The organism is Streptomyces vastus, assembly GCF_039532825.1.
In the GTDB taxonomy this organism is placed as follows: Bacteria; Actinomycetota; Actinomycetes; order Streptomycetales; family Streptomycetaceae; genus Streptomyces; species Streptomyces vastus.
This window is the reverse complement of record NZ_BAAASJ010000121.1, coordinates 14,712-17,290: the sequence shown is the minus strand read 5'-3', so window position 1 is coordinate 17,290 and position 2,579 is coordinate 14,712. Positions and strand designations below refer to the sequence as shown.

The 2,579-nt window shown below is 75.2% G+C and carries 3 protein-coding genes; all 3 read right to left on the bottom strand.

What is annotated here, in order from left to right:
* Positions 1 to 82: 82 nt before the first annotated feature.
* Positions 83 to 1,027, bottom strand: a complete 945-nt coding sequence (locus tag ABD357_RS40690) for a C40 family peptidase (protein WP_344396492.1) — start codon at positions 1,025 to 1,027, stop codon at positions 83 to 85.
* Positions 1,024 to 2,016, bottom strand: coding sequence for a replication-relaxation family protein (locus tag ABD357_RS40685; RefSeq protein WP_344396491.1), 993 nt, complete (start codon positions 2,014 to 2,016; stop codon positions 1,024 to 1,026). The genes ABD357_RS40690 and ABD357_RS40685 overlap by 4 nt, the downstream gene beginning before the upstream one ends.
* A 61-nt stretch (positions 2,017 to 2,077) precedes the next feature.
* Positions 2,078 to 2,579, bottom strand: a 502-nt coding sequence (locus tag ABD357_RS40680; RefSeq protein WP_344396490.1) for a TraM recognition domain-containing protein, incomplete at its 5' end; no start/stop codon positions are given.

Here is a 2,579-nt window from a genome sequence, read left to right as displayed (position 1 = left end):
ACCAGGGCCAGGATGCCGACCACGCACAGCACGCGGGTCATGGTCCTGAGCAGGCCGACGGCCTCGATCGCGGCGATCTGCTTCACCGGACACCACCGCCCGGCGCCGTCGGCCTGGTGGCGCCCTGGAAGGAAGGGGCGTCGGTGTTCGCGGGGCCTTCGCGGACCACCGCGCCGGTGCGGGGTGCGTCGATGGCCTGGCCGTGGCCGGTGTAGAGCGAGACGTGGGTGATGCTGCCCGGGCCGGTGCCGAAGAACAGCAGGTCGCCCGGGGCCAGTTGGGCGCCCTTCGGGAGGCGGGGGCCGCGGTTGTACTGGGCCTGGGCGACGCGGGGGATGGTGATGCCGGCGGCGTTGTAGGCGGCTTGGGTCAGTCCCGAGCAGTCGAAGCCGCCTTCGGCCGGGCCGTCCCCGCCCCACACGTACGGGGTGCCGATCTGGGCGCGGGCGAAGGCAACCGCCTTGGCCGCGGCGCCACTTGGGGTGGCTGCGGCGGCCGCGTACCTGTCGGCGATCGTGAGGACTTGGGTGACGTAGGCGTCGGAGTGGTTGTAGTGCCAGATCGCGCGCCGGAGGTTCTTGCCGTTGCGGGCGCCGTTGGCGCACAGCAGCCGGGCTGCGGCGTGGACGGCGTCGACCGGGTCCCAGGGGGTGGGCGGTTTCTTTCCGCCGGGCGGTACGGGATACGCGTACGCCTTGAAGGTGGAGGGCAGGAACTGCATCGGCCCCACGGCGCCCGCCGAGGAGCGCATGGTGGGGTGGCGTGCGTGATCGGTCTCGACCTTGCCGATCGCGGCCAGGATGGTCCAGGACAGGCCGGGGCATTCGGGGGCGGCGCGCTGGTAGAGGGCGAGCAGGTGCGCGGGGATGTCGGCCAGGGCGTGCCTGCTCGGGGCCGCCGGGACACTGCCGCCGGGCGTGCCGCTGCCGCTGCCGAGCGCGGCGGCGAGGGTGAGGGCGACGAGCAGTGGCAGGGCGATGACCGCGCACCCGATGCCGCCTGCCGTCTTGGCGAGAAGGGAACTCATGCACCGGCCCCGGGGGTGGGGGTGGGTGGAAGCGGGGGCGCGGGGAGGGTGAGGGCGGTGTCGGCGTCGGTCGGCTCCAGGCCGACGGCCGGGGCCAGGCCGGGCCAGTGGGCGGCGAGGCCGGTGAGCGTGGTGCGGCGGGTGCCGGGCCCCAGGGGTGCCCACCACGGGCCCCACGGGCTGGTGGTGGTGAAGTCCGCGGACGAGGTCGCCACCCGCAGGCCCAGCTCGCGCGCGGCGCCGGCGAGGCGGTGGCGCAGGGCCTGGTCGCGGGAGGCGGTGCGGGTGTGGATGAGCAGGGCCGGGCGGCTGCTGGTGGCGAGGGTGAAGGCGGCGTAGGCGGCGAGTTTGGCCTCGACGCGGGGCAGGGGCTGGCTGCCGGTGTCGTATTCGAGGAAGAACGGCAGCAGATGGCCGTCGTCGCGGTAGTGGGCGTAGGTGTCGGGGCGGATGATGTCGCCCCAGCGGCGTGCGGCGGAGCGTTCCGAGAGCCAGAGCGTGAGCTGGGCTTCGGGGCTGGTGCGGGCGCGGGCGGCGAGGTAGGTGAGCAGTTCGTTGACGCCCAGGTCGTGGCCGAGGGAGGGGGAGTAGGCGATACGGCCGGTGTGGGTGGGGCGCCAGCCGAGAGCGGCGACGTCGAGGCCGGCGTGGGCGGCGAGCAGGGCGGCACCGGCGGGGCCGAGGGTGTAGTGCTCGGGGGCCGAGCCCAAGGCGGTCAGGGGGCGGAAGGAGTCGAGGACGGCGTGCTGGTGCAGGGTGCGCAGGCGGCGCTGGGCGGAGCGCAGCGAGGTGAAGGCCAGGCGGGCGATCTGGTGGGTGGTGAGCACCCGGTGTTCGTGCAGCATCCGGGCGAGCCACAGATCGCGGCCGGTGAGGCGGCGGGCGAGGGCGGCCACGTCCGCGGGCCGGGCGGGCCTGGGGCGGGTGAGGGCGGCGCGGGCGGTGTAGCGGGAGCCGGGGCCGAAGGCCGGGCGCGGGAGTGCAGGCATGACAAGTCACCACCGGATGCGTGTGGTTGCGCTGACGGCTAGGGAATGCGGGGGACGTGGGTCAGGGCCGGGTGGCCGGGCGGGGGCCGGTGCGGGAGGCGGCTGCCGCGCGCAGGTCCGTCGCGCGGCCGGGCACGGCGGGCGGCAGGGGGCGGGTGGTGAGGGTGAACGCGGCGGATTCCGCGCCGCCGGCCAGGAGGTGGGCGGCGGCCTGGTAGGGGCCGAGGTGGGCGAGGTCGTGCGCGGCCAGCGTGGGCAGGGTGTGGCGTTCCAGCGCACCGGCGTCTTCGGGGGAGGCGTTGAAGAAGACCTTGTTGCGGGCGTTGGCGGAGATGCCCTCGCGCAGGTCGCGCGGCAGCTGGGCGAGGTGCTGGTGGGCCAGCAGCATGGACAGGCGGTAGCCGCGGGCCTCGGCGAGCATGTCCTCCAGCGGATACGGGAGGGTGAGGAAGTTGTGCGCCTCGTCGATGCTCAGCGTGGCGTCGATGCGGGCGTGTTCGGGGGTGCGGGCGCGGGCGGCGGCGGCCTGCCAGGTGCCGGCGACGATGAACGAGCCGAGCAAG